Genomic DNA, 21,606 nt, shown 5'->3' with positions numbered 1-21,606 from the left:
CCTGATCCGGCCCGCTCAGCCTGATCCGGGCCGGCCAGCCTGATCCGGCCCCCTCAGCGGTAGTCGGCCGCCGGGACGTCCTTGCCGCCGTTCACGACGTCCGTGATGTACCCCCAGGCGTTCGGCGTGCTGCCGTCCGCGTCGGTGAACCCGTACTCCTGGGCCAGCGAGAAGCTGGACAGCGACCGGCCGGTCCACCGGTGCCGGTCGGGGTCGGAGGCCAGTGCCGCGACCGCGCGCCCGACGAAGGCGGGTGACTCGGAGATCGCGAAGACCGGGTCCGTCCCCACCGCGTCGCGCCAGTTCTCCTCCCGTACGCCGAAGTGGTCGAGCATCTGCTCCGAGCGCAGGAAGCCCGGGGTGACCGAGACCGCCGTACCGCCGACGCTCCTGAGGTCCTCGGCGAGGTTGAACGCCATCCTGATCGGACCGTTCTTCGCCAGGTCGTAGTAGAAGTTCTCCCGGAAGGCCTTGTTCGTCTCGGCCGTGCCGTCCGTGACCTCGACGACCAGCCCCCCGGGCTCGCGGACCAGCAGCGGGAGCGCGCAGCTGCTGGTGATGGCGTGGGTCTTCACGCTCAGCTCCAGCATCCGCAGCCCGCGTTCCAGCTCCGTCTCCCACATCTTCTTGCCGAACTCCACCAGGTGCTCGCCGCCCCAGACGTCGTTCACCAGCACGTCCAGCCGGCCCTGCTCCCGGTCGATCCTGGCCACGAGCGCCCGGACCTGGTCCGGTTCCAGATGGTCGGTCGGTACGGCGATCCCCTCGCCGCCCGCCTCCGTCACCAGCTCGGCGGTCTCCTCGATGGTCTCCGTGGTCCGCCCGACCTCGCTGGCCTTCTCCCGCGTCGTGCGCCCCGTCACGTACACCGTCGCGCCGGCCGCCCCGAGCGCCACGGCGATCGCCCGCCCCGCGCCCCGGGTCGCCCCCGCCACGAGCGTGGTCCTCCCCGTCAACGGCTGGTCCGTCATCCGCCACCTCCATCGCTTCCGGCCGCGTCCCGGCCGCCGACCGACCGTCGCACGAAAAGGCGACATCCTCTGTCCGGCTTGTCGCGACGTCTCCGCCGTTCGGCGATTCACCCCTCGCCCAGGTATCGGACGGTCTCATTTCGGCGCCTCCGCGTGCGCGGGCCCCCGGCAAGCACGATGCTGGACCCGTGATGGACGAGACGGAGTTCTGGGAGATCATCGACAGCACCCGCGAGGCCGCCGACGGCGACCCCGAGGACCACGCCGAGCTGCTGGTGGAGCGGCTGCTCCAGCTCGACCCCGACTCCGTCCTGGACTTCGCGCGGCACTTCGAGGCGCGGTACAACCGCGCGTACCACTGGGATCTGTGGGGCGCCGCGGCCGTCCTCCTCGGCGGCGCGAGCGACGACGCCTTCGACTACTTCCGCTGCTGGCTCATCGGGCAGGGCCGGGAGATCTTCGAGGGCGCGCTCCACGACCCGGACAGCCTCGCGGAACTGCTGGACGAGTTCGACGAGGACCTCGACGGGGACGGCGAGGAGCTGGGGTACGCGGCGGACGAGGCGTACGAACAGCTGACCGGCGTGGTGGCGCCGGACCTCGGGGTGGCGGCGCAGCCGGCGGAGCCGGAGGGCACGCCGGTGGACTTCGAGGACACGACGGCACTCGCGGACCGCTTCCCCCGCCTGTCGGACCGCTTCGGTACGCCCTGAGGTTCCGGCGCTCGCTCAGTCCAGGAGCGAGCGCCCCATGAACACGTCGTCCACGTACTCCCCTTCGAGCAGGAACTCCCCGGGCAGTACGCCCTCGACGGCGAACCCCTCGGCCTCGTACAGCCGCCGCGCCGCGACGTTGTGCCCCAGCACCCGCAGGGTCAGCCGGCGCGCGCCCTGGTTGCGGGCGTGGAGCAGCGCCGCGCGCAGCAGGGCGCGGCCCACGCCGTGGCCGCGTGCCGACTCCCGTACCGCGAGCCCCTGGATCTGCCGTACGTGCGCGTTGCACGGGAGCGTGGTGGGGCGGGCGATCCTGATGTACCCGACGAGGTGGTCACCGATCTCCGCGACCAGGTGTTCCTCGGGCCGGTGCCGGTCGTCGTAGAACGGGTCGTAGGGCGGGCGCGGGCGGGGGGACACGGCGTGGAGGGGCGACCACGTCTCCCGGTCGAGTTCCCCCAGCGCCTCGTCGTCGTCCTGGACGGCAGGACGTATCCGTGATTCCGACATGGCGCAACTGTGCCATGGGGCGTCCCGGGGGCAGGATGGGGCCATGAGGATCGCGGTCACCGGCTCCACCGGGCTCATCGGTACGGCACTTGTCAGCTCCCTGCGCGCGGACGGGCACGAGGTGGTGCGCCTGGTGAGACGGCCCTCGCGGACCGGCGACGAGGTGGAGTGGGACCCGGCGCGGCAGTACGTCGACACGGCGGGGCTGCACGGCTGCGAGGCGGTCGTCCACCTGGCGGGCGCGGGGATCGGCGACCACCGGTGGACCGACGCGTACAAGAAGGAACTCCGCGACAGCCGCGTCCTCGGCACGGCGGCCATCGCGGAGGCCGTGGCGTCGCTGGACGTGCCACCGCGGGTGCTGGTGTCGGGCTCGGCGGTGGGGTACTACGGCGACACCGGGGACCGGGCGGTCGACGAGTCGGCTCCGCCCGGCGACGGGTTCCTGCCGTCGCTGTGCGTGGAGTGGGAGGAGGCGGCGTCGGCGGCGGAGGAGGCGGGCATCCGCACGGTGTTCGCGCGCACGGGGCTCGTGGTATCGCCCGAGGGCGGGGCGTGGGGGCGGATGTTCCCGCTGTTCCGGGCGGGGTTGGGCGGGCGGCTCGGGTCGGGGGACCAGTACTGGAGCTTCGTCGCGCTCCACGACCACGTGGCGGCGCTGCGGCACCTGATCGACACGGAGTCGCTGGCGGGGCCGGTGAACGTGACGGCGCCGTCCCCGGCGACGAACCGGGAGGTGACGGCGGCGATGGGGGCGGCTCTGCGGCGTCCGACGCTGTTCCCGGTGCCGGGGGCGGTGTTGCGGGTGGTGTTGGGGGAGCTGTCGTCGGACATCCTGACGAGTCAGCGGGTGTTGCCTGGGCGGCTCCTGGACTCGGGCTTCACGTTCGCGTTCCCGACGGTGCGGGACGCGGTGGGCGCGGCGTTGTCCTGACGCTGGGCGCGCCGGGCCTTTTGTCCTCAATCGCCGGACGGGCTTAATGGTGCCCGCTGCGGCCCGGATGCGCCCGCCGGGGCGGGCAAATCAAGCCCGTCCGGCGTTTGAGGACATCGGTGACCGCAACGGTCACGACCGGACCGCAACCCCTCTCAAGCCCGTCCGGCGCTTGAGGACGTCTTTGACCCGCACGGTCAACGGGCCCGCGCCACATCCAGCCCGTCCGGCGTTTGAGGACATCCTTGACCCGCACGGGCAACGGGCCCGAGGCAACCCCAGCCCGTCCGGCGATTGAGGACATCGAGGGGGGGCACGCGCCGCCCGTGCAACCATGCTCCACCTCACGCGCGGCGCCCACCCCACCCCCCGCTTCCTACGCTCGTCCTGCACTCGGGCAACCAACCTCGGGGAGGCGCACGTGCTCAGCAGCACCCACACCAGCGCGCACAGCGCAGACGTCGTCATCATCGGCGCCGGAATCGCCGGTCTCGCCGCCGCGCATCACCTGACCGCCGCGGGCCTCAGCGTCCGCGTGCTGGAGGCCGCCCCTCGTCCCGGCGGTCGCATGGCCACCGAGCACGTGGACGGCTTCCGGCTGGACCGGGTCGGGCCGTTGCTCAGCACCGCGTACCCGGAACTGCTCCGCACCCCCGCCCTGGAGGGCATCCCGCTCCGGATGTTCTCCCCGGGCGTGCTCGTCCGCAGGGACGGCCGGCTCCAACGGGCCGGGAACGCCGACCCGGTCGAGCGGACCCGCACCACCGGCACCCGCGCCACAGCCCCAGGCCCGGCCCCCACCCCACCCCGGCGCGCACACCGCGCACTCACCACCGCACGCGCCCTCGCGAGCGCCCCCCGGCGGGGCGGCCACGACAGGGACCCGGGCGCCCCCGCGAGACCCGACCGCGCCACCCACGAGGCCCTCGCCGCCAGCGGCCTCCCCGCGTCCGCCGTCGACGGCTTCGTACGCCCGCTCCTGACCGCCCTCCTCGGCGACCCGGACCTGTCGACGTCCAGCCACCGCGCCGACCTCGCGCTGCGCGCGTACGCCAGGGGCCGCCTCTGCGTCCCCGCGGGCGGCGCGTCGGCCCTGCCCGACCTGCTCGCGCGGACGCTGCCGCCCGGCACCGTCGTGACGGACGTGTGCGTGACGGACGCGTCGATCAACCGCGTCACGACCAAGGAGCACGGCGAGACGGCGTGCCGCTCCCTCCTCGTCGCGACCGGCGCGCGCGCCGCCGCCGAGCTGCTGCCGGGGCTGCGCGTGCCGGACTTCCACCCGGTGACGGTCCTTCACCACACGGCCCCCACCGCCCCGTCGGCCGACCCGGCGCTGGTCCTGGACGCCGAGACCGGCGGCCCGGTCGCGCACACGGCCGTGATGAGCGCGGTCGACCCGTCGCGCACGCCCGACGGCCGGGTCCTGGTCTCGTCCACCGTGCTCGGCCCCCCGCCCCCGGCCGGGGAGGTCGACCGGCTCGTACGGGCGCAGCTGGCCGGGGTGTACGGAACGCCCACGGACGACTGGGAGTTGCTGGCCGTGCACCACACCCCGGAGGCCGTACCCGCGATGCCCGCCCCGCACGACCCGCACCGGCCCGTGCGGCTGCTGTCGGGCCTGTACGTGTGCGGGGACCACCGGGACACCAACACGGTCCAGGGCGCGCTGTTCTCGGGCCGCAGGGCCGCCCGGGCCGTCCTCGGGGACCTGGGGGTGAGGCCCGCGCCCGGCACCCCCGACACCCCGCCGCGCGCCACGGCGGCGTAGGAACGGCGGGGTAGGAACGGCGGCGTAGGCGCGCCCCGGCCCCCGCGTCAGCCGATCGCCGCGACCCGGTCCCGGTAGTTCCGTACCGCCGCCGCGTCCCGGAACGGCTCCAGGCGGCGTTCGAAGTCCCGTACGTACTCCACCGCCCGCGCCGACCGCATCTCGGCCGCCTGCTGGGCCGCCTCCGCGCCCAGCAGGCACGCCTGGTCCAGTTCGCCGAGCCCGAGGCGGCCCGTGGCGAGCACCACCCGGCAGAAGAGCCGGCTGCGCGCGAGGGCGGGGGCGCGCAGTTGGAGGGAGCGTTCGGCGTGCTGGACGGCCGCGCGGTACTGCTGGAGGTCGCGGTAGCAGTGCCCGAACTCGTCGGCGAGCTGTGCCTCGTCGAAGTGCCGGCCCCAGTGCGGGACGTCGTCGCCGGGGCGTGAGGTCTCCAGGGCCCGTTCCGCCCGTACGAGGGACGCGGTGCAGGCCCGTACCTCGCCGAGGACGGCGTGTCCGCGCGCCTCGACGGCGTGCAGCAGGGCCTGGACGACCGGGGGCGCGGAGGAGCCGACGCCCTGCTGGGCGACGCGGGCGAGCTGGACGGCCTCGCGGCCGTGGCCGAGGTAGACGGCCTGGCGGCTCATGGTGATCAGGACGTACGAGCCGTAGGCGCGGTCCCCGGCCGCCTGGGCGAGGCGCAGCGCCTGGACGAAGTACCGCTGGGCGAGGCCGTGCGCGGCGATGTCGTACGAGGTCCAGCCCGCGAGCCGGGTGAGGTCGGCGGCGGCGGCGAAGAGGCGGCGCCCGGTGACCTCCCCGTACAGTCCGCGCAGTATCGGCTCGACCTCGTGCTCCAGGTACCTGACGAGGGCCTGGCGGGCGTGGCCGCCGCCGTACGCCTGGTCGAGCGCGCGGAACAGCTCGCCGACCGACCGCAGCGCGGCGATGTCCCCGCCGCTGACGCGCTGGCCGGCGGTGCGTTCGGTGCGCTGGCGGGGGACGGCGGCGGGGCGGCCCTGGACGGGGACGCGGGGCGGGCCCTCGCGGGCGGCGGGGTCCCGCGATCCGCGGGTGCCCTGCTCGTACGGGGAGGGCGTCCCAGTGGCGAGGTCGGGGTGGCCGACCCGTTCGTCGGCGCGGCCGATCAGCCAGTCGCGGCTGGGGACGACCAGTCCGGCCGGGGTGAACGCGATCTTGCGCAGCTCGGCGTGGCTGCCGGAGTCCTTGCGCCAGAGCCCGCCGACGATGTCGACGGCCTCTTCGGGCGTGGCGGCGAATTCGAGCCCGGCGTAGACCGGCGCGCACGCGTCGAGCCCGAGATCCTGGGCCGAGAGCCGGCGTCCGAGGCGGCGGGTGAAGACCTCGGCGATCAGCGCGGGGGTGGTGCCGCGCGGCTGCTGCCCGCGTAACCAGCGGGTCACCGACGTCTTGTCGTACCGCAGGTCGAGGCCGTGTTCGAGGCCGAGCTGGTCCACGCGCCGGGCGAGCCCGGCGTTGGAGAACCCGGCTTCCGCGATGAGCGCGGCGAGCTGGCGGTTGGGGATGCGCTGGGGTGGTCGTTCCGACATCAGCTGTAGGGTCTCCTGCCTTCCGGGCCCCGGAGCAGCCCTCATGGAACGGCGTGAATTTAGCGGCACCGGGGGTCCGTACCGCCGCCTTCGTCCTACATTCATCCGATCGTGTGAGGATTCACGGTACGGCTGACGCAAGCGCGTGCGGCAGGGGCCGAGGGCCTGTGCCGGGGGCAACTGCCAGGCCGGCGGGCGGGAGCCCCTGGGGCCCCGCGCGCCTGCCCGGCGCCCCGGCCCCGCGCCCCCGCCCCGCGCCGCCGTACAGTGGCGAGGGCGTGAGGAACGCGCCATGAAGCTTCTTGAGGAGGCACGGCCGTGAGTGAGCTGCGGTACGTCCATCTGGGGTTCGGCGAGGAATCCGTCGAGTACCGGGAGGCCTGGCAGGAGCAGCGCCGGGTCCACGCGGCCCGCTTCGCGGACGAGCTTCCCGACACCTGTCTGCTGCTGGAGCACCAGTCGGTCTACACCGCGGGGCGGCGCACGGCGGACAGCGAACGGCCGCTCGACGGCACGCCCGTCGTCGACGTCGACCGCGGCGGGAAGATCACCTGGCACGGCCCCGGCCAGCTCGTCGGCTATCCGATCCTCAAGCTGCCGCGCCCGGTCGACGTGATCGCGCACGTCCGGCGGCTGGAGGACGCGCTGATCCGGGTGGCCGCCGAGTTCGGGGTGGAGACGTCCCGGGTGGAGGGCCGCAGCGGGGTGTGGGTGCTCGGCGACCCGGTGGAGGAGCGGCCGGCGCTGGGCGGGCTCACGCTCGACTTCGACCCGCGGCTCCAGGACGACGAGTTCGACCCCCGGCTGAACGGGCCCGAGTACGCGCCGTCCAACGCCGGGCAGCGCCGGGAGGACCGCAAGCTCGCGGCGATCGGGATCCGTATCGCCAAGGGGGTGACGATGCACGGCTTCTCGTTGAACGTGAACCCGGACAACACCTGGTTCGACCGGATCGTGCCGTGCGGCATCCGGGACGCGGGCGTCACCTCGCTCGCGTACGAGCTGGGCCGCGACGTCACGATCGCGGAGGTGCTGCCCTCCGTGGAGAGGCACCTGCGGGACGTCCTGGAGGGCGCGGAGCCGAAGCCGCGCGCGATCGTGCGCGAGCCGGAGCGCGCGACCGCCTGACGGCCGCTCCCCCGGCGTGGGGTCGTACGAGTCCGTGAAGGGGCCGTACGCGACCGTGCGTGGGCCGTACGGGGGAATGCGCCCCCACGGCCCCGGGTTGGCCAGACGTAATGCCGCGCAAACAACGGGCGTAACCTGGTGTTCGCCGAAGAATCGAATGCCGCGCCAGCAGAGAGAGGTGCCGGACGTGTCCGCTGTCGCACCCGACGGACGCAAGATGCTGCGTCTGGAGGTCCGGAACAGCCAGACTCCCATCGAGCGCAAGCCCGAGTGGATCAAGACCCGGGCGAAGATGGGGCCCGAGTACACCAAGATGCAGAGCCTCGTGAAGTCCGAGGGCCTGCACACCGTCTGCCAGGAAGCGGGCTGTCCCAACATCTACGAGTGCTGGGAGGACCGCGAGGCGACCTTCCTCATCGGCGGTGACCAGTGCACGCGGCGTTGCGACTTCTGCCAGATCGACACGGGCAAGCCGCAGGCGCTGGACCGTGACGAGCCGCGCCGCGTGGGTGAGTCCGTCGTCACGATGGACCTGAACTACGCCACGATCACCGGCGTCGCGCGCGACGACCTGGAGGACGGCGGCGCGTGGCTGTACGCGGAGACCGTGCGCCAGATCCACGCGATGACGGCGGCCCGCGAGGCCGGCGGCACGAAGGTCGAGCTGCTCATCCCCGACTTCAACGCCGAGCCCGCGCAGCTGGCCGAGGTCTTCTCGTCCCGCCCCGAGGTGCTCGCGCACAACGTCGAGACGGTGCCGCGGATCTTCAAGCGGATCCGCCCCGGCTTCCGGTACGAGCGCTCCCTCGACGTGATCACGCGGGCCCGCGAGGCCGGTCTCGTCACCAAGTCCAACCTGATCCTGGGCATGGGCGAGGAGCGCGCGGAGGTCAGCGAGGCGCTGCGGGACCTGCACGCGGCGGGGTGCGAGCTGATCACGATCACGCAGTACCTGCGTCCTTCGGTACGGCACCACCCGGTCGAGCGCTGGGTGAAGCCGCACGAGTTCGTGGAGCTGAAGGACGAGGCCGAGGCCATCGGTTTCTCCGGTGTCATGTCGGGGCCGCTGGTGCGTTCGTCGTACCGCGCGGGCCGGCTGTACCAGCAGGCGATGGACCGGCGCGGCGCGGTCGTGGGCAGCCAGGCCGCGGTGTGATCCGGGCACCGCGGGCCCGCCCGATCACGGGCGCCGCGGTGTGAGTCCGGGCACAAGCGATTACCTCCGGGTAGCGCGCCGGCGGAAGCCCGGCGGAACGCGGTCCGTACCCTCCCCGCAGGTCGGGGGCGGCGTGCGGGCCGCGTCCGCGTCCCGGGCCGCCGACGGGGGCGTACACCGGCCCCGTACCCAGGCTTCATGGGCGTTTGACCGGTCGGTCACGCCCTGGTAACACCAGTCGGTGACGCTGGCACTACGCGCCACGGACATGCTCCACGCCGCTCGACGCCGCTCCAGGTTCCAGGCTCGCTCCAGGGGGAATGCCACCATGCAGGTCACGCACATAAGGCCCGTCACCGGATCCGGTGCGGGCACCGGGCCGACAGTGATCCGCCCCAGCGCCGGCCTGCCCGCCGTCGCCCTCCCGTCGGTGGGCACCGCGCTGCGCGTCGTGGAGTCCCTCCTGCTGAGCGGCGGGCAGCGCACGGCCCGCCGTAACGCCTGGACGGCCGTCCAGGAGGACCGCCGCAGGGCCAGGGACCGGGTCGAGGCACAGCATGTGCTGGAGGCGGTGTCGGACCGCACTTCCCGGGCCACGTAAACTCCCGTACATGGCGGCGAAGGAAAACGCAGACTCTGCTGCGAACACCGGGCGACTGAAACAGATCGCCCTTACCTACAAGATGACCCGGCGGGCCGACTCGAAGGTCGGTCTTGTCGTCGCGGGTGTGGGGATCGTCACCTTCGGTGTCTTCCTCGCGGTCGGCTTCTTGATCGACCACCCCATCTACCTGGGCATCCTGGGCTTCATCCTGGCGTTCCTCGCGATGGCGATCGTCTTCGGCCGCCGTGCCGAGCGGGCGGCCTTCGGTCAGATGGAGGGCCAGCCCGGGGCGGCGGCCGCGGTGCTGGAGAACGTCGGGCGCGGATGGACGACGACCCCGGCGGTCGCGATGAACCGCAACCAGGACGTGGTGCACCGGGCGGTCGGCAAGGCCGGCATCGTGCTGGTGGCCGAGGGCAACCCGAACCGGCTGAAGAGCCTGCTGGCCGCCGAGAAGAAGCGGATGGCGCGGATCGTGGTGGACGTGCCGGTGCACGACATCATCGTCGGTGACGGCGAGGGGCAGGTGCCTCTGAAGAAGGTGCGGACGACGCTCCTCAAGCTGCCGCGGGTCCTGGCGGGGCCGCAGGTGACGTCGACGAACGACCGGCTGCGGGCGCTGGGCGACCTGATGAGCAACATGCCGCTGCCGAAGGGTCCGATGCCGAAGGGCATGCGGATGCCGCGGGGCGGAAAGATGCGCTGAGCGCTCTCGCGGTGATGCCGAGCGATACGGCTGGAGGGCGGCCCGGGATCTCCCGGGCCGCCCTCCAGCCGTATCGCGGTTCTGTACGTCCCTGCTGTCCCTACATCCGCACCTGTACGGCGCCGGAGAGGCGGTCGTGGAAGCCGCGGCCGTCCCGGTCCCAGACGAGGGCGGGGACGGCGAGGCAGAGCAGTACGGAGCGGACGAGGGCGCGGGGAAGGGACAGGCGGCCACCGCGCTCGGAGACGACACGGAGGCGGAAGAGGCGCTTCCCGGGCGTGAAGCCGACCGTGCCGACGGTGAGGAGGCTGAGGACCAGGAGGACGCCGAGCGCCCAGTTGCCGGCCTTCGGCCAGTTACCGCCCGCGAGCAGCCCGTATGCGATCAGCATGCACAGCGCCCAGTCGACGAAGATCGCGCCGAACCGGCGGCCGAGCGGGGCGACGGACCCCGGGCCGTGCTCCGGCAGGCCGAGCCGCTCGCCCCGGTAGCCGAAGTCGACACCCATGTTCTCGGCGGCGGCGCGGGGTCCGGAGAGCCAGGATCCGATTACTTGCCTGTTGTCCACCCGTCCACGGTACTGGGCGGGGATTTACCCCCTCTTGACGGGGGTCGGGGAGCCGCCCGCCGCCCCCGTACGCACCGGGCCTGGTTAACTTCTACGAAACAAATGGGTCACGCCGGAGAAATCCCGGAAACCTATGGTCGGGACCAGCGTGTGCCACCGCACTGGCCGCACCACCGAGCGACAAACCCCCGCCCCTCCTCGGGTCGGGAGGAGGAGGAGCTGGATGTTCCAGAACGCCGACGAGGCAAAGAAGTACATCGCGGACAACGACGTCAAGTTTGTCGACGTCCGCTTCTGCGACCTGCCTGGCGTGATGCAGCACTTCACGATCCCGGCACGGGCGTTCGACCCCGCCGAGGAGCTCGCCTTCGACGGTTCGTCGATCCGCGGCTTCCAGGCCATCCACGAGTCGGACATGGCGCTGCGCGCGGACCTGTCCACGGCCCGGGTCGACCCGTTCCGCCGTGACAAGACGGTGAACATCAACTTCTTCATCCACGACCCGATCACGGGCGAGCAGTACAGCCGCGACCCGCGCAACATCGCCAAGAAGGCCGAGGCCTACCTCGCGTCGACCGGCATCGCGGACACCGCGTACTTCGGCCCCGAGGCCGAGTTCTACGTCTTCGACAGCGTGCGCTTCAACACCACGTCGAACGAGAGCTTCTACCACATCGACTCCGAGGCCGGCGCCTGGAACACCGGTTCCACGGAGGACAACCGCGGCTACAAGGTCCGCTACAAGGGTGGTTACTTCCCGGCCCCGCCGGTCGACCACTTCGCCGACCTGCGCGCGGAGATCTCCCTGGAGCTGGAGGCCTCGGGCCTCCAGGTCGAGCGCCAGCACCACGAGGTGGGCACCGCCGGCCAGGCGGAGATCAACTACAAGTTCAACACGCTGCTCGCCGCGGCCGACGACCTGATGCTCTTCAAGTACATCGTGAAGAACGTCGCGTGGCGCAACGGCAAGACCGCGACCTTCATGCCCAAGCCGATCTTCGGTGACAACGGGTCCGGCATGCACGTCCACCAGTCCCTGTGGCAGGGCGGCACGCCGCTGTTCTACGACGAGCAGGGCTACGCGGGCCTGTCGGACACCGCCCGCTACTACATCGGCGGCATCCTCAAGCACGCCCCGTCGCTGCTGGCGTTCACGAACCCGACGGTGAACTCGTACCACCGCCTGGTCCCCGGCTTCGAGGCCCCGGTCAACCTGGTCTACTCGCAGCGCAACCGCTCCGCCGCGATGCGCATCCCGATCACGGGCTCGAACCCGAAGGCCAAGCGCGTCGAGTTCCGCGCCCCGGACCCGTCCTCGAACCCGTACCTGGCGTTCTCGGCCCTCCTCCTCGCGGGCCTCGACGGCGTCAAGAACAAGATCGAGCCGGCCGAGCCGATCGACAAGGACCTGTACGAACTGGCCCCGGAGGAGCACGCGGGCGTCGCCCAGGTCCCCACGTCCCTCCCGGCGGTACTGGACGCCCTGGAGGCGGACAACGAGTACCTCCAGGCGGGCGGCGTCTTCACGTCGGACCTGATCGAGACGTGGATCGACTACAAGCGCACCAAGGAAATCGCCCCGATCCAGCTCCGCCCCCACCCCCACGAGTTCGAGCTGTACTTCGACATCTAGAACCGGGAACCGGCCGCCAGCGGAGATCTCCGGAACCGGGACTTCTTGGTGACAAGATGACCCGGCTATGGGCTCGCGTGATCCGGCCCCGCCCCTCTCTGCCTCAGAGAGCGGCGGGGCCGGTTTCGCTCCCCCGGTTGGTCACCAGAATCCCGCGCGGAACCCTGGGGCCGCATTGAACCTGAGGCACCATCGGTCGGCGTCCTGGCGGCACGGGCGCCGGTCGGGGCATAACACGCCGCGGCCGCGAGGCGCTGACACGACCGCCGGGCCGCCCCCTTCGTGGCACCGTCTCAAGCTCATGTCGTTTCCAGCTCCTCCATCGCGGTCCGTACCAATCCGTCACCTGCCTTGGCCGGTTCTCCACCTGTGGCGAGAGGAAGTACGTACTCGCCGGCCAGTCGCGCCAGATGCAGCGGAAGCGGTCGGGAGAGCGGCTGGTAGTCGTCGTGATAACGCAACTGATGTGTCAGCGTCGCCCATTCGGCAGCGTTGTCGACGCTCTCGCAGCTTCCGTTCCCGCACTCCTCGGAATGAGGGGACCGGCAGCCCAGGACAGTCACTTCGAGTTGTGTCGGGTTCCAGGCAGTCTTGCCCGGGGCTGTGCGGGACCCCTCCGCGGGAACCAGTTTCATGAGTCCCCTCGGCAGGTTCGCCGCCGTGTGCGGTGTGCTGGTAATACTCGAGAAGACTCGGCCCTCAAGGTCGGACGTCCCCCAGACCCCCTCCGCGAAGCCAACCTTTCCCTTGCCGTCGTGTGCGTACCACTCGGCGACTTCGTTCCGGCCGTTCGCATCGCGGAGCACCACGACACGAAGCTCCTCCCCGTAGAGGGAGTGGCGTTGTTGCGGCTCCGTGCCGAATGCCAGGCAGTCACGGACCAAGGCACCGTTGCGCAAGTAGGGCCAGTGCTGGCGCAAGTTTCCAGCGCTGACCAACAGCAAGGTCGGCCGCTCACGCAGCTGAAAGAGCAGCTCACGGATCTGCCGCTCGGTCTGGGCCTGCCATCGAGCGCTCCGCCCGGCAGCGCGAGCACTGTCGGACGCCGAACCGGCAGGCTGCCTCAGGCGGTTGCCCGGGGCGGAACTCTCCTCCGGTTTCGCGGAATCGGCCAGTTGGAGAAGCAGCTGCCGGTACGGCACCCACTCGGCTCGCTCCGCATCCCAGCCATCGACATCGCCGAGCCCGCCGCCACCAGGACGAACCCGCACAGCGATCAGACGCCGTACGGGACACCGCGTCGGCCCCTTCCTCGTGTAGCGCACCATCCACAGCGCCACGTATTGGAGATCACTCGGGATTCCGGCACCCACTCGGTGGGCGGGGGGGCTGACGGCGCCCAGTTGCCGGAAGGCGTCGAGCCACGTCGACCGGGCGCGGTGCTCCACAGCCGCTGTGTCCTCCTGGGGCAGGTTGATGAACTGGCTCGGACGCCCCTGCCGTGCCCATGCGAGGCGGAGCGCGTTCTTGGGATCCGAATCCGGAACGGCGCTGAACCGTCCCTTGTCCGCGATCTCGGCGATGACGAGGCCGATGCCCTCCCACGGTGGGCCGACCTCGCTCAAGACAAGCGCGCACCTCTCCTCGACTGCCTCGGCAAGCCTGACCGAACGACGACGGCCACGATCCTGGGCAACAGTCAGGGCGGCCACGAGCGGCCCAGCCGGACGCGTCCGGACCGTGATGTCGATCCCTTCGTGTCGCCACCGCCAGACCTTCTTCTCCCGATCCGTATTGCTCCCCGGTGGAAGACCGATGAGTCTCGGAAGTTCGGCGAGCAAGGCGTCCCGTGTTTCGGGGGACTGCCAGACCACTTCGACGTCAAGCGACTGACCGCTCAGAGCAACTGCCAGCGCCGTCCGGCGCGCCAGTGACTTTCGTGCCTCCCTGGTGTCCGGTTCATCCTTCTTCACGGTACGCGGCAGCAGTGTCGGTGTGTTACGTCTGGTGACTCGCCTAAGGTCGTCCACTCGGCGGAGTACTGGCCGCAGACCGTCCTCGATCCAGGCGTCAAGCGTCGCTCGCTCCCCCGGCATGAGTCCGGCGCCCACCTCATGAGGCCCCAGGGACGGGTGGTACACAATGCCTGCCGCGACCTCTCCACGTCCTGTGATCCACTTCTCTGGCGAGGCGAACAGCTCAGCAGCGTCCGGGTAGTGGCGGAGGATGTCCAGCTCAGGAAGCAAGGGCGCGGCGCTGCGCCGCCGCCATGCGATCTCACGCTTCCTACGGTCGTATCCGAGTGTGTTGGTCATGAGCCGACGCCTGTGGTCCGCGCTGTCCGGCCATGGAATCGGTACGTCGAGCAGCACCGTCGACCCGTCGAGTTCCCGGGGTCGGATGTCGAGCCGGGTGGCCCATCGTCGAAGCCCCGCGGAGATGTGCACCCGGAACCGCGGTGCGAACGGAACCGTGTGGACGGTGATGTTGAGACGTGCCGAGTAGTACCAGGTCTGCCTTCCGCGCTCGTATCGCTGAGGGGGCCAGGAAATGAGATCCGTCCCTGAAGCCGAGCTCACGACGCGGAACCGAAGGATCGTTCCACGGATTCGGAGGGGGTGCTCTGCCAGGCGAAAGGCGATCTGCTCAGGCAGAAGACTGTAAAGACGCTGTTCGGGCTCGGCAGTCCCCCCGCCGGAGATCAGCGTCTCGGTGAGGTCGATGGTCGTGTTCTCCCATGCCGGGAGTCTTGGGCCCGAGGCGCTCCCCTCAGTTAGGAGTGTCTCTTCCAGATCGTCGTCGTCATCGCCTTCGCCGCCGACGAGCAACCCGCTCGCCCAGGTACCGATGACAGGTGCGAGAACATCTACGGGCACAGCTTCGCGGGCATAGAGCCAGGGCAGCCTGCCATCGCTTCCGGCATGTCGTGCGGTGGCCACCGTGCCCGGCGCGAGTGCCTGTAGAAGGCTGTTCAGCCTGGTGACAGGCAAGCGGCCGGGTCGATCACCGGTTGCGTTGGCCTCCTCGGAGCGTCGAGTGAGCTCGTTGTGCAGATCCTCACCCAGGCGGAGCACCTGAAGGTGCTCCATCCACGGTCCACGGTCCGGATCGGGCTCGTAGGCAAGGCATCGAACAGTGTGGTACACGGGCCCTCCTCTAAGTGGTACGAAAGTCGTCAGGCGCGGACGGCGGCTGTGCGAGGCAGCGGCTGAGCATCCGCCACAGCGGCTCGTACAGGGCCCGGACGATGAAACGATGGTCGGCAGGTTCGTTGTCGTTCACCAGGTAGGGGTCGAGTACGTCCAGGACGCTGTGCAACAGACTGGACCGTGGGGTGTCCGGACGGGGCGGATTCGACGCCCGGTGGGGTGCGAAGGCCGCATCGACGAAGACGACACGCGCCGGCACACCACCGCGTACCAATCGGCCGATGACCTGCCACATCAACACCAGCATGTCCCAGGTCACTTGTTCGCGGTCGTCGCCGAGGCGACTCCACGCCATGGGCCGCTGAAGCAACTCGTGCCAGCGTGACCGCGCCATGCTGCGGACCTCTTCCGCCCCTTCCTCGACAGTGCTGCCCTTGCGCACCCAGGACGCGAAGTCGCCGTTGTCGAGCGCGCGCACGATCCAGTCGTTGACCGCGTGTACCGCCAGAGAGAGGTCATCGGGGTGGGGATTCGGCCGGGCGAGAAAGTAGACTGTGCCGATGGCCGCCTCGGCATCTTCGTTGAGGATGTTGTGCCCTCTTTCCACGGCAAGCAGGGGGGCCACCAAAACGTCCGCCCGGGCATCCTTGAGATGCTCTACATCGCCTCTCCGCAGCGAGCGTGCCCGGTACGCGGAAGGGGCCAGGTCGTCCTCATCGATCTCCTCGTCGTCGGAGATGAGGCAGAGAACCCGGTCTCGCCAACGGGAATTGAGATTGTGCAGGGTGTCCGCCACAAGCCGAGCCTCTACGTAGCTGCCGACCAGCAGCAGGATCTGGTCACGCCCTGGCGGCAGATCGAGCAGTTCCCGTTCGAGAGGACCGCCATCCTCTGCTTCGTTGACCCCCGCCCCCAGCCAACTGGCAATGCGTCGCATCTTTTCGGGGCGTTCCTCAACATCGCTACCGGAAATGCGCAGTCTCTCGTCCCCGTCGTCGATGAACTCGAAACGCATGGTGCTTTCCTCAGCAATGCGTTCGGTCAACCGGGCCGGCGGTTCGATGATCACGCCCACCGGCTCGCGGAGATGGTAGCGACTGGACTTCCCGGCCCAGCTGCTTCCGGACATGAGCAGGAGGTGGGCACCGGGGCGCGCGTCGACCGATGCCAGGTGAGGCAGGGCGCGAAGTAATTCACGGCCGACGCCGCTGCATCGGAAGAACGTCAGCTCTCCGCTCCTGACGCCCCCTTCATCCTTTCCATGCACACGGAACTGAAATCCGAGCACATTACCCATCGGGGCTTCGGGCACCATGGGGCCGTAGTCGAGCGGGCGACGGTACATCTCGTTGTAACCGAGAGAGAGCGCAGACTGAACCCTGGGCCACATGGCGTTGATCATCGCCAGCCGAGGTTCTAGTGCGCTCAGCAGCAGGGTGAATTCGAACCGCTTGACGAGCTCCTTGTACCACTCATCGGGAGTCTCCGGAGGATCCGGAGCCTTTGCGCTACCGCTCTTCTTCCCCCGTTGCCGCTTCTCCTTCTTGCACTCCCATTTCACCCGCTCGCGTTCGTATTCCTCTTGTTTCCCCGCGAGGAACTTCTCGTCGATGCGGAAGATGTCCGTCACTGCCTCCGCCAGGATCTGCCGTGTCGCATCCGGGTTTCCCGTGTGAAGGATTTCATAAAGCAGAGCAGTGAGCCGACCGAACTCGACTTCCGCCGCCCGGGGACGGTCGCCGAGCGGATTGTCGCGGAAGGCGTCGAGGAGCTTGCCCAGTGCTTCCCTTTCCGCGTGCAACGGCACTGCCGAAGTGCCCTCCTCGGGCACCGGGTAGCGTTCATCGAGCAGACCGAGTTGGAGTGTCCAGGCACTGAAGTACCCGACCCTGACCCACTCGCGCAACTTGTCGCTGGCGACCAGCATGGCGTACAGCCGGTCAGTGGCTGTGCCGGCGGTATTGAGGGCGGCGGTGAAGTTCTCCACATCACGCTCGGAGAGCTGGGTACGTCCGCTCGCGGCAAGCTCGCGGATCTTGTGCCTGCTCAGCACATCGATGAAGCCCCGCTCCTCGTCACCGGCGAGGAGCACGGCGGGGGCGAAGACCGTGTCCAGTTGCATCTGCACCCGGTCGGCCTCATCGATGATCACCAGGTCGCTGCGCCGGCAGGCCAGTTCCAGGTAGCGGATGCGCTGGGCGTTCTGCGCCTGCGGCGGCGAAGCGTCGACAAGCCCCGCCGGCGTCGCCACCCAGATCGCGGCCCGGACCAAAGCACGGGAGCCGTGATGCCGCGGGCAAACCGACCAGTACGGACAACTCAGCAAATCCCTCTGCCACTCGGGAGTGCGGGCGCTGCGGGGCTTCGGATCGGCGGGCTTACGCAGACGGGAGCACGGCGCTTCTCCGAAGGCGAGGGGCTCGGCCACCGGGCCGCTGCGCCGGTGCAGGTTCAGTACGCACGATGTCCCGAGAAACGCGAAGGACGGATCGTCGTGGGCAAGGAGTCGGTGTTCGCCGCGTCCGGCCAGACGGCGGTGCAGGCGTTGTGCGTGCTGCTCTCGGTTAGAGGAACCGATGACTGGTGCGGCTGCGCCCTGGGTGTAGAGGTTGTACATCTGGACCAGTTTGAGGACATCGGGTACATCCGACACGACAACTGTCGTGCGCAGCCCTCGCTTCGCCAGATGCACTGCGATGACATCCCGCAGAGTGCTCTTGCCGGCGCCGACGATGCCGAGCAGATGTTGGACCCCGTCCACGGTGAACTCACGGGAGGGGGCGAAGGAGTCGTCCTTCCTCACAGACATGGTGAAGTCCTTCAACCGCTTGAGCCATCGCGGCCTTCGCTGCGGATCCTCTTCCCTGTGCAGGGAGTCCATTTCGGCGGCAGTGCGCTCCAGGTCTCTCATGCGAAAGCGCAGCGGTGCCCCGTCGCCCGCCGGAAGCATGTCGACGTCGTGGGCCGTCAAGGGTCCGGCGGCGACCTCGGGCAGGTCGACCACGGCCATGGACCGGCTGATGGGGAAACCGTGCGGGCCGTGCTGGGCAACGGGACGAGGTCGGCCGGCGAGCGGCGGCGCCACCCGCAGCAACCGGTCGTAACACCGCCAGCGGGAGGCGGCGACGGAGATCTCTTGGCGGGTGGCGGCGCGCCCGGAATCCTGTACGTCGAAACCGCGCAGCAGGGGAGCGTAGCGCTGATACTCCTCAAGCGCCTCCCGCCATGCGCGTCCGCGCCGGAGAGTCCACAGCGAGTAGCGCGCGACTCGCAGCATCTTCTCCCCGTCCGGCGGAAGCCGCACACCGTACGCCTCGGCGAACCCGTACCCGCTGAACAGCACCCAGGCGTGGGCCGCGGGAGTACCCGGCATCAGCTTGCTCTGCAGATGAAGGCCGAGCTCGACCTGGCATAGGCCTTCCAGTTTCGTCCGGGCTGTCTTGAGGCCGAGGTGCGCGGCGAGCTCGCCGACAATGTCCTGTAGGGGTGGTGTGAGGCTACGCATCGTCGCCATCAGCCTTTCCTGTTGTCGGCCCTTGGGGCGAACTGCCGGCGAGGGGAGCGCGGACACAGCGCGCGATGTCGTGGGGATGGGTCAGTCTCACCTGCTGTACGACGTGCCTCGGTAAGGCCGCGAAGAACGCGGCACGGTATTGGCCGCATTCCGCAAAACGCCTCGGAACCGCCACGACCGTCAGATCTGCGGCAAGGGATTCGGCGCACCGGCCCGTACCGGCTGCCAGTAGCGCGGGCTGTATCCGGTTACGGAACTGAAGAATTCGGGTTCCAGGGCCCGCTCCGCTCAGCCGGTAGGCGGCGAGGTCGTCCGTCAGGAGTGTGCATTCGATGCCCGCTCGGTCAAGCTCGGCGAGAGCACTCTCCTCCACTCGATGTGGCAGGGCGAGGAAGGTGCGCAAGGATCGCCGGAGAATCCAGGTCTTCTCCGGTTCGTGGATCACTTCGAATGGCTGGGGGCTCCGGCAGGTCTCCCCTTCGCACCAGGTGTCGTCGCCGCTGAAGGGCGGCCCCTGATCGGGAACTCTCCGGTCACCAAGGAGGGCCGGCAGCCCGCAAGCCGGGCAGCGCAGTAGGTATCCGCCTGCCAGGAAGGACTCCGGGACCGGCTCGTACAAGGTCTTGACCCGAGTCCAGACGTTTCTGTTCCACCCTGTCTCGTACCGCGCTCCTCCGCTTACCATCGGATGGCGCTGGAGGAAACTCCGGCAGGCGCGGTACCTGTCCGTCGAACCGCACCGGGTGGCAAGCTCGTCAAGGAGAGCAAGTGCCTCCCTCTCCGGACCGTCCTCCCTCTCGTAGGAGGCGACTTCGAGACACGTGCGGGTTGGCATCAACCCGACCGGGTGCACGAGCGTCGCATCCGGTGTAACGAGATCGGAGGGCACGCCGAACAGCGGGCTGTCAGCAGACCTGTGGCGGCACCATTCCAGCAGTTCGGCAATGCTCCGCGGGGGTTGCTGGCCAAGTTGCAGACACCGCAGAACGGTGCGGTCGAAGGCAAATTGGGAGATGGCCGGATAGGGCAGTGTGAAGGATCGCAAGTTGCGAAGTTCGGTCAACGAGTAGATGACCGACGCGAGTTCGGCGAACAGCGCGACACCACCCTCGACGTCCAGCCTGGCGTCGGTGCGGCGAGTCCGGCGACGGCCCGGCGTGCCGGTCACTCGGTCACTTCCAGGGAAGCCGCCGAGGTGCACCACTGCGCCACTTCGCAACGCCGGCACGCGCGTCCTGGGGTGGGAGCGTAGTGATCGTCCCCGGACCACCCGGCCACCAGTGCGGTGATGATTCGCCCCGCAGAGGCGCGGGTGGCGGGCGCGAACGGATCGATGATCTCAAGATCCGCGCCATCGGGCCGCAGCACCTCCAGTTCGACCCGTGCCCGCCGCGGCTCTCCTCCCAGGTCGCCCCGTGCCAGCAGCATCACAGCAAGCGCCAGTTGCGGATATCGTTCCAACAACGGCCGCCCGGCCCACGGCGTGGTGGCCGTGGTCTTGGTCTCGCGCCAGACCCACGATGCGTTGTCCCGGTAAAGCAGGTCAGGTACGGCCAGGACCAGGATGTCCGCGGCGGTGTCGTGTCGGACCACTCGGGGCTCGACCCTGACGTCCGTCATGTCGCCGATGCGTTGGAGGGGGCAAACGGCGGCGTGGCGGCGGAGAAGTGTGGCACCGAGATCGCGTTCGGACGCCGGTAGGTCGTAGCCCTCCGGCACCCAGTGCGCTGGGACGTCCACCGTGCAAGGACGTGCGTCGCCACGCCCGTGGCGATCGGCGAGGTAGGTGTGGATGGCCCGTCCTCGTTCGGCCGCGCTCCCCCGTTCGATGGAGTCCGCCGCTGGCAGGTGGAGGCGTCGCATGTGGTCGCGCGCAGGACAGTCCCGGTAGTTGCGGCCGTTGGTGACGGACCAGGTACGGCGCGGCCGGCCCTCGCTCGCGACGCCGAGAAGGCCTGTCGACTTGCGCACCGCAGGGCAGGATGCGAGGAACGGGCAGTCGACACAGACCGGACCCGGTCGGTACTCATGGGTGTCGAGGACGGCGGTGAGCGCGGCCGGTCCGTGCTCCCGATACCGGGCGAGTGCTTCGTCCCTCGTATCGTCGGCGAGGACTCGCGTACGCCCGTCGAGCAGCGCGAACTCGATGATCCGCACGCGCTCGGGCAGAGGCTCCCGAACCCCTTCGGCCAGCACCAGAGCGGCGACAGCGACGAAGGCGGCAGGCGGGGGCTCACTATGTAAGCGGTTTACCGGCAAACGTAGTTCACACACACTGCCGTCGGCCGACCGCAGCCGCCTCCCCCACACAGTGAGGCGGTACTCACGCGCTCCGCGCTGATCCCTCGTGGTCGGGCGATGCCGGTAGACCCACGGCGACGCGTCGTCGCCAAGCGTGCGGTCGGCGTCGTCGGCGAAGGCGGCGCGGTAGGCAGCGACTGCGTGTTCGGTCCACACGCGCAGCCCTTCGTGGAGCGGCGGGGACGGACGTCCTGGGGGCGTAGAAGGCAAGCCGGCGTGCCCGTCGCACGCGGCCATGAACGGGCCCAGGGGGAAATGCTGTAGCAGTTCCCGACGGTGTGAACCGAGTTGGGCCGGACGACAGCCCCGCGCCTTGAGCGCGTCAGCGGCCGGACAGCGGAACTCCCTCGCCTTGAACATGCTGGCCGCAACTGTGATGACGTCAGAGGTGCACTGCACACCGTCAGGGGGAAACCATGAGTCAATCATCGTCACTCCGATCATCCAAGATGTGGTCT

General features: G+C 69.8%; 16 protein-coding genes. 8 read left to right on the top strand and 8 right to left on the bottom strand.

Translation table 11 applies throughout. From position 1 onward, the window contains the following. Window positions 1-53: 53 nt before the first annotated feature. Window positions 54-971 (bottom strand): SDR family oxidoreductase, encoded by a 918-nt coding sequence (locus tag HA039_RS25185; protein WP_167033642.1) that lies wholly within the window; start codon window positions 969-971, stop codon window positions 54-56. 191 nt (window positions 972-1,162) lie between these two features. Between HA039_RS25185 and HA039_RS25180 the strand changes: the two genes are divergently transcribed. Then, window positions 1,163-1,684 (top strand): DUF4240 domain-containing protein, encoded by a 522-nt coding sequence (locus HA039_RS25180; RefSeq protein ID WP_167037593.1) that lies wholly within the window; start codon window positions 1,163-1,165, stop codon window positions 1,682-1,684. Window positions 1,685-1,699: 15 nt separating this feature from the next. Here the strand turns inward: HA039_RS25180 and HA039_RS25175 are convergent, their stop codons facing one another. Next, entirely contained in the window at window positions 1,700-2,194 is a 495-nt protein-coding gene (locus tag HA039_RS25175; protein WP_167033641.1) for a GNAT family N-acetyltransferase, read from the bottom strand. Between the two features lie 43 nt (window positions 2,195-2,237). Between HA039_RS25175 and HA039_RS25170 the strand changes: the two genes are divergently transcribed. Continuing rightward, complete coding sequence (locus HA039_RS25170) at window positions 2,238-3,128, top strand: TIGR01777 family oxidoreductase (protein WP_167033640.1); 891 nt, start codon at window positions 2,238-2,240, stop codon at window positions 3,126-3,128. 421 nt (window positions 3,129-3,549) lie between these two features. After that, the gene (locus HA039_RS25165) at window positions 3,550-4,899 is read left to right on the top strand and encodes an NAD(P)/FAD-dependent oxidoreductase (RefSeq protein WP_243869740.1); all 1,350 of its coding nucleotides are present in this window, start codon (window positions 3,550-3,552) and stop codon (window positions 4,897-4,899) included. A gap of 47 nt (window positions 4,900-4,946) precedes the next feature. On the opposite strand, the gene HA039_RS25160 is transcribed toward HA039_RS25165, so the two are convergent. Continuing rightward, on the bottom strand, window positions 4,947-6,449 hold the full coding sequence (locus HA039_RS25160; protein WP_167033638.1) for an NsdA family TPR-like regulatory protein: 1,503 nt from the start codon (window positions 6,447-6,449) through the stop codon (window positions 4,947-4,949). Window positions 6,450-6,767: 318 nt separating this feature from the next. Between HA039_RS25160 and lipB the strand changes: the two genes are divergently transcribed. The 4 genes from lipB (at window position 6,768) to HA039_RS25140 (ending at window position 10,043) form a co-directional block, all read left to right on the top strand. Beyond that, window positions 6,768-7,577 carry a lipoyl(octanoyl) transferase LipB gene (lipB, locus tag HA039_RS25155; protein WP_167033637.1) on the top strand — a complete coding sequence of 270 codons (810 nt, stop codon included), beginning with the start codon at window positions 6,768-6,770 and terminating at the stop codon, window positions 7,575-7,577. Window positions 7,578-7,764: 187 nt separating this feature from the next. Beyond that, a complete protein-coding gene (gene lipA / locus HA039_RS25150; protein ID WP_167033636.1) occupies window positions 7,765-8,733 on the top strand; it encodes a lipoyl synthase in 969 nt (322 codons plus the stop codon). A 406-nt stretch (window positions 8,734-9,139) separates the two neighbouring features. Continuing rightward, window positions 9,140-9,334, top strand: coding sequence for an SCO2195 family GlnR-regulated protein (locus HA039_RS25145; RefSeq protein ID WP_243870254.1), 195 nt, complete (start codon window positions 9,140-9,142; stop codon window positions 9,332-9,334). A gap of 10 nt (window positions 9,335-9,344) precedes the next feature. After that, window positions 9,345-10,043: a DUF4191 domain-containing protein gene (locus tag HA039_RS25140; protein WP_167033635.1), complete on the top strand. Its 699-nt coding sequence runs from the start codon at window positions 9,345-9,347 to the stop codon at window positions 10,041-10,043. A 100-nt stretch (window positions 10,044-10,143) separates the two neighbouring features. Here HA039_RS25140 and HA039_RS25135 read toward each other — a convergent pair whose 3' ends face one another. Beyond that, window positions 10,144-10,611: an RDD family protein gene (locus HA039_RS25135; protein WP_167033634.1), complete on the bottom strand. Its 468-nt coding sequence runs from the start codon at window positions 10,609-10,611 to the stop codon at window positions 10,144-10,146. Between the two features lie 223 nt (window positions 10,612-10,834). Between HA039_RS25135 and glnA the strand changes: the two genes are divergently transcribed. Then, entirely contained in the window at window positions 10,835-12,244 is a 1,410-nt protein-coding gene (gene glnA, locus HA039_RS25130; RefSeq protein ID WP_167033633.1) for a type I glutamate--ammonia ligase, read from the top strand. Window positions 12,245-12,543: 299 nt separating this feature from the next. On the opposite strand, the gene HA039_RS25125 is transcribed toward glnA, so the two are convergent. From HA039_RS25125 to HA039_RS25110, 4 genes are read right to left on the bottom strand one after another with little or no spacing between them, the layout of a single operon-like run. Beyond that, a complete protein-coding gene (locus tag HA039_RS25125) occupies window positions 12,544-15,330 on the bottom strand; it encodes a pPIWI_RE module domain-containing protein (protein WP_167033632.1) in 2,787 nt (928 codons plus the stop codon). 10 nt (window positions 15,331-15,340) lie between these two features. Then, on the bottom strand, window positions 15,341-18,847 hold the full coding sequence (locus tag HA039_RS25120; protein WP_243869736.1) for a pPIWI_RE_Z domain-containing protein: 3,507 nt from the start codon (window positions 18,845-18,847) through the stop codon (window positions 15,341-15,343). Then, complete coding sequence (locus HA039_RS25115; RefSeq protein ID WP_167033631.1) at window positions 18,831-20,015, bottom strand: pPIWI_RE_Y domain-containing protein; 1,185 nt, start codon at window positions 20,013-20,015, stop codon at window positions 18,831-18,833. Before HA039_RS25115 ends, HA039_RS25120 begins: the two co-directional genes overlap by 17 nt. Further along, a complete protein-coding gene (locus HA039_RS25110) occupies window positions 20,012-21,304 on the bottom strand; it encodes a PD-(D/E)XK nuclease family protein (protein ID WP_243869734.1) in 1,293 nt (430 codons plus the stop codon). The genes HA039_RS25115 and HA039_RS25110 overlap by 4 nt, the downstream gene beginning before the upstream one ends. Between the last annotated feature and the right edge of the window lie 302 nt (window positions 21,305-21,606).

The sequence above is a fragment of the Streptomyces liangshanensis genome (assembly GCF_011694815.1).
GTDB lineage: Bacteria > Actinomycetota > Actinomycetes > Streptomycetales > Streptomycetaceae > Streptomyces > Streptomyces liangshanensis.
The sequence above is the reverse complement of the archived record's forward strand: the minus strand, read 5'-3'. Positions and strand labels throughout refer to the sequence as shown.

Excerpts from the sequence above, each read along its gene's own strand:
- HA039_RS25185 (WP_167033642.1), bottom strand. The coding sequence starts at position 971 with ATGACGGACCAGCCGTTGACGGGGAGGACCACGCTCGTGGCGGGGGCG.
- HA039_RS25180 (WP_167037593.1), top strand. The coding sequence starts at position 1,163 with ATGGACGAGACGGAGTTCTGGGAGATCATCGACAGCACCCGCGAGGCC.
- HA039_RS25175 (WP_167033641.1), bottom strand. The coding sequence starts at position 2,194 with ATGTCGGAATCACGGATACGTCCTGCCGTCCAGGACGACGACGAGGCG.
- HA039_RS25170 (WP_167033640.1), top strand. The coding sequence starts at position 2,238 with ATGAGGATCGCGGTCACCGGCTCCACCGGGCTCATCGGTACGGCACTT.
- HA039_RS25160 (WP_167033638.1), bottom strand. The coding sequence starts at position 6,449 with ATGTCGGAACGACCACCCCAGCGCATCCCCAACCGCCAGCTCGCCGCG.
- HA039_RS25140 (WP_167033635.1), top strand. The coding sequence starts at position 9,345 with ATGGCGGCGAAGGAAAACGCAGACTCTGCTGCGAACACCGGGCGACTG.
- glnA (WP_167033633.1), top strand. The coding sequence starts at position 10,835 with ATGTTCCAGAACGCCGACGAGGCAAAGAAGTACATCGCGGACAACGAC.
- HA039_RS25120 (WP_243869736.1), bottom strand. The coding sequence starts at position 18,847 with ATGGCGACGATGCGTAGCCTCACACCACCCCTACAGGACATTGTCGGC.